Here is a 5,502-nt window from a genome sequence, read left to right as displayed (position 1 = left end):
ATGTCTCTCTCCTCGCAAAATAGATATTGTTAAAAAGAAACCTCGCATATTTATGCGGTTTGTTCCTCGGGATGCTTTCGAAACTGAAGCTCATACAGCTTCGCATAATGACCATCCTTGGCAAGGAGTTGGTCATGAGTACCCTGTTCTTTCAGCTCGCCTTCGGCAAGAACACAGATCGTATCCGCCCGCTCAATCGTAGACAATCGATGGGCAATGACTAATGTTGTACGATCCTTCATCAGCTCATTTAAGCCCTGCTGGACTTCATATTCCGATTCAGCATCCAGAGCCGAGGTCGCTTCATCCAGCAGCAAAATCGGTGCGTTTTTGAGCAAAGCGCGAGCAATCGCGAGCCGCTGTCTTTGACCACCGGATAAGTTGGCTCCGCGTTCACCGACAATCGTGTCGTAGCCCTCTGGCAGCTCGGCTATGAAGCCGCTCGCATAGGCTGTTTTGGCCGCAGCCTCTACTTCCTCATCCGTGGCATCCGGTGAGCCAAAGCGGATATTATCCGCTACTGTACCGTGGAACAACGTAGCCTCCTGTGGTACATAGGCCATCAAATCCCTGACCTCATCTAACCGAAGCTCTCCTGCCGAACGACCACGGACCCGCAGCACACCCTCATCCGGCGGATAAAAGCCTAGCAACAGCTTCATGACTGTGCTTTTTCCACCACCACTTGGGCCGACGAGCGCAGTGACCTGCCCTTCCGGTACGATCAGGTTCAGCCTTTGCAGCGTTGGACGGTCCGGTTGATAACCAAAGGTGATGTCGTGCAGCTCCAACGCAGCCGGAACTTGTTCAATGGCTTGGCCTAAACTCACAGTTTCGACATCACTATGAGATCCGCTAGGTTCACGAGCCGATAAAACTGCTGCCTCCGGGTCGATCAGCCCAGCCCGCAGTTCCTTCTGTTTCGACGCTGGAAAATGCTCCTCTTCCTTCGACTCATCCAGAATTTCGCGGATACGCGCCAAGCCCGCCAAAGAGTTTTGTAACAACGATACAGCCGCCCCCAGCTGCAAAAACACCGCGGAAATGCCGCCTTGCAGTTGCACAATCTGCCCCAGTACTCCCAGCTCCATCTGCTTCTGTGAAACCAGAATCAGTCCAGCGACAAGCACACCACCCAACGTAATGAATTCAATTACAAAATTATACATATCCTGCAAGCCCATATGGCGTCCCTGCCGTATGCTGATACGGTTAATGTCCTCGCTTGCATCGTTACAAAGTCCGCCTACCTTTGTCCGCAATCCAAACAGCTTCACCGTCTGCAAGCCGGACAGCAAATCACTTAACCGTTCCGTGAACCTGCTCATCCGTCCCTGTAACTCATCACTCGTCTGTCGCATCTTATTCGCGTAATGAGAATTTACCCAAGCTGAGGCCAGTCCAAGTAAAACCGCCATAATCCCAAATCGCCAATCCAGCACCATCATAATGACTAACGAGCCAAAGAAAAGCGAAACTTCCAGTATAATCGAGCGAATATGAACAGTGTAGGCCTGCTCCAACGTCTGCACATCGTTTGTCATGCGGGATACAAGATCACCTGAATGGCGTTTTTCTGCCTTTTCATAGGATAGCTTGACAATATGCCCGAATAGTCTTACCCGTACATTGGCAATCGCCAGCCTCACACATCGCTTATACATGTAGCTGCACAGCGGAGAAATAAGACTTAGTGCCAAAAATGTACCGCTGACCAAATAAACTGCCTGGTAAAGCCCCTGTACTTTCCCATCAACCGCAAAATTCAGCAAATAATGCACCACAAAGGAAAGTAAAATCGTGATGCTCGCATTGGTCAGACTGTTGCCAACCAACCCGATAAAATACCATTTTCGGTACGGCTTCATCAGGGACAGCAACTGCTTAAACTCATAAAACCCCTGCTTGAAGGTCACGTTTCTCACTCCTTTCCTCTGGCATCAAATTGCCGTTTTCCATCGTATGCGGTTCTTCTTCGAAATTTTGCAAATACAGCTTTCGATATTCACCGTCGCGACCCAGTAATTCCTCATGCGTACCCGATTCCACAATGCTCCCCTGATCAAGTACAATAATCCGGTTCGCCTGACGCACGGTTGACAATCGATGAGCAATCACCAGTACCGTCCGATTATGCATGGCTGCACTCATCGCGATCTGTACCTGAGCCTCCGACTGGCTATCAAGCGCTGAAGTTGGCTCATCCAGTAGAAGCAGCGGAGCATTTTTCAACAATGCTCTTGCTATGGAAATACGCTGCTTTTGTCCACCGGACAATCCTCCTCCCCTCTCGCTCAAAAGGGTCTCATAGCCCTCGGGAAGCTGAACAATAAAATCATGCGCATGCGCCGCCTTCGCCGCCTCGACAATCTCTTCACGGGTCGCCTCCAAACGTCCATATCCGATATTTTCTGCAATCGTGGCCGGAAAAAGCGAAGGCTCCTGAGATACCATCGAAATATGGCTGCGCAGGCTTGTTAAATTCCAATCTGTCAAACTCTTTCCAAATAGTTGAACCGTTCCAGCATGCTCTCCCGGTTCATTAAATCCGCAAAGCAGCTTAAAAATCGTGCTTTTGCCGCCACCGCTACCGCCGACAATCGCTACCGTTTCTCCTTGTCCTACCTGAAAGCTGATATCCTTGAGCACCGTGTTCCCTTCGTCGTAGCCAAAGGTCAAATGCTCAAGCCTGACTACAGCAGCGTCATCATCACCTTCTGCTCCGTCTATCTCGCTTTTACTTGCTTGACTAGCTTGGTTGGCTTTCCTTTCTGCATCGTCCTCAAAACGTAGGCCCTTATCCCCTCGGTCATCACCGAGTGAGGTGATATCACCACCTTGACGTTCATCCGGCCAATCCAATACCTCAAACAAATGCTTCGCAGCTCCCCCCGCTTCCTTCATTTGCGAGATAATCGTCGGCAGCATGGAAACAGGCTGCAATATGAACGAAATCAGATATAAAAATAGGACAATGCCTCCAGCATTCAGCTCGCCTTGTTGAATCAGGTATCCTCCATACGCAATGACCAAAATAATCGGTGTTGCCAGCATCATCACACCTACCGGAGTAATAGAAGCATAGCGCTTTTCCAGCCCCAGGCCGCGCCTGACGACCTCCTCCATCATCACCATATACTTCTTCAGTAGCACAGCCTGCATATTGAATGCCTTGACGATAGGAATTCCTCCAATTGCATCCTGACCGACCGCGTTCAAATGAGCCATTTTCTCCTGAAGCTGCTCGGAATATTTTTCAATCCGCCTGCTCATCAATGTTGTTACGATCATTCCTAAAGGCATAAGCGCAAGACTGGCCAAGATTAGCTTCCAGCTTGTCATTAAAAGCAACGTTAGTGATGCCGTAAACACAAGCGGTAAGTAAAACAGGTTGGCAAAATGCTCGATAAAAAAATTCTGTAACTTCGCCGTATTGTTCGTAAGCCGGGATACCAAATCTCCAGTGAACTTCCTCTCCACTCTGGAAACTGGTAAATCGCAAAACTTATGTACGAGGTCACCTCTCAAATCGCGCAGTGCGCTAACGCTAAATCGCGCCGAAGCGTACCTCATCACAAACTTACAGGGCATTCCAATTAGCGTCATACCAACAACTAGATAGATCATGTTCTGGGTGGAGGAGAAGGTCCCCTCTACCATTTGTTCAATGGCTTTACCCAAAATAATATCTATGGCTGCCAAACATAAGGAGGCGATCACTGTTATGAAAACCCATAGATTGTACGGTCTTACATAACGCGCGAGTCTTCGAAAAGCAGAATTCGATCGAAACAAGGACATCCCTCTTTTTCGTTGCTCACACTTTCGCAGTGCGAACTTTTTTAGTGAGGATTTTGCAAAATCCTGAAGCTGCATTGGACATGGTGGGATTGGCTCTGGCTCTGGACGTATGAGAATTTACATGGAATGTAATCATTATTGAATTATTCTGGGAATTGCATCATGGTGGTGGGTTGATAGTTGAGTAGTTGCCGAGTTGTTAATAACGTTGTGTATCGCGTGGTGTATCATGATGTGTGGGACTTTTAACTCTGTCTGAATCGTGGTTGTAGGGTATTGGTGCTGTAGGATGCATGAGCTGCGGCAGCGTGGTTCAGGGCTAAGGATGCGGACAAAATATTCACGACTGCGCTTAGAACTTCTTGCTCTTGTTCATGAATAAAAAAGTGATTGCCTTCGAACATTCGCACATCAATGGGCGATGTGGTGTGCTGCTGCCAGGCATGAAGTGACTCAGTGCTCACCTCATGATCCTTCATGCCACCCAAGATGGTCATTGGACAGGCCAAGGGGCTTCCTGGCTGATACACATACGTTTCGCACACCTTAAAATCCGCGCGCAGACGGGGCATAATAATTTGCATTAACTCTGCATTTTGCAGTACTTCTTCGGGTGTTCCCTGCATCAAGCGAAGCTCATCGGTGAATGGTTGGTCTGCTAAATCATGGAGTTGTTTTTTTGAATACGGACGATGTGGTGCGGATTTACCGGATACGATGATGTGGACAGGCAGTTTTCCGGTTTTGCTATACAATTGCCGTGCTGTTTCAAAAGCAATCAGCGCTCCCATACTGTGTCCAAAGAAAGCAAACGGCTTATGTACGTATGGAGCCATAGCAGGAAGTAGCGAGTGCACGATGTCCTGAATAGTATCCATTGGGGCCTCAGTTGAACGGCTTTCACGCCCTGGAAGTTGTACAGGCAACACCGTAATGTCAGGCGCAAGTCTAGACTTCCAGGAACTAAATATAGAAGCGCCACCACCGGCATAAGGGAAGCAAAATAGCTGGAGCTTCTCAGCCGGATGAACCGCTGCTTTCGCAAACCAAGATTGTGACCGAGTCGTCATATGAATTCCTCCATCCTCTATGCAGTTCATAATTTTACAATAAATCCTTATATCTCTTTTTTTCTTCCAACACTTTCTATCTGTTTTTAAATATACAAACTTTAAAACCGCTTGACATGGGACAAAAGTTCTAAATTGATAGAATTCATAAAAATAAAATAAAACCCATATTATGATATTTATTTCCAGTCTTTAAAAGCAAAAATCTCACTTTATTTATTAATTTCCTGCTGATAATGATCTATTAACTGGATTCAAAACGAGCTTTCAGATTTTCAGGAATTTTGTAAAATCAAAATGATGACGATTTGCAATAAAGCTAAAAAGCCTTGTACTACAATGATTATACCTTTACATGCCATTAACATAAATGTAACAAATTCAACCTGATATTATCCGACAAATTCCGCCTTTTTCCGCAATAGCCTTCGACCTCCTGTTTTATGGGATTAAATTTCTTCAAGCTCACATCCATCAAAATTAATAACTCTTTAATTTTTCAATAAATCACGTCATTTTATAGTCCTATAGAACTAATTTTCACGATTTTTTTTTGACTCTCTGTCTAAAAATTTTAGTTCAGATTGAATTTTTCTCCCTCAAAGCTATGAATTTTCTTTTCAAACTTTTA

General features: G+C 46.3%; 3 protein-coding genes. All 3 read right to left on the bottom strand.

Features of this window, described 5'->3' with window-relative positions:
• Positions 1–50: 50 nt before the first annotated feature.
• The 3 genes from NST83_RS11610 to NST83_RS11600 all read right to left on the bottom strand — a co-directional run bounded on the left by NST83_RS11610 (position 51) and on the right by NST83_RS11600 (position 4,871).
• The gene (locus NST83_RS11610; RefSeq protein WP_342417690.1) at positions 51–1,916 is read right to left on the bottom strand and encodes an ABC transporter ATP-binding protein; all 1,866 of its coding nucleotides are present in this window, start codon (positions 1,914–1,916) and stop codon (positions 51–53) included.
• Positions 1,891–3,795 (bottom strand): ABC transporter ATP-binding protein, encoded by a 1,905-nt coding sequence (locus NST83_RS11605; protein WP_137062998.1) that lies wholly within the window; start codon positions 3,793–3,795, stop codon positions 1,891–1,893. Before NST83_RS11605 ends, NST83_RS11610 begins: the two co-directional genes overlap by 26 nt.
• Before the next feature lie 251 nt (positions 3,796–4,046).
• Entirely contained in the window at positions 4,047–4,871 is an 825-nt protein-coding gene (locus NST83_RS11600) for an alpha/beta fold hydrolase (RefSeq protein ID WP_137062997.1), read from the bottom strand.
• Between the last annotated feature and the right edge of the window lie 631 nt (positions 4,872–5,502).

This window comes from Paenibacillus sp. FSL R10-2782, from assembly GCF_038592985.1.
GTDB classification, from domain to species: domain Bacteria; phylum Bacillota; class Bacilli; order Paenibacillales; family Paenibacillaceae; genus Paenibacillus; species Paenibacillus terrae_C.
The sequence above is the reverse complement of the archived record's forward strand: the minus strand, read 5'-3'. Positions and strand labels throughout refer to the sequence as shown.

What these genes read in the sequence shown, in the direction of transcription:
- NST83_RS11600 (WP_137062997.1), bottom strand. Translation starts at nt 4,871, where the DNA reads ATGACGACTCGGTCACAATCTTGGTTTGCGAAAGCAGCGGTTCATCCG.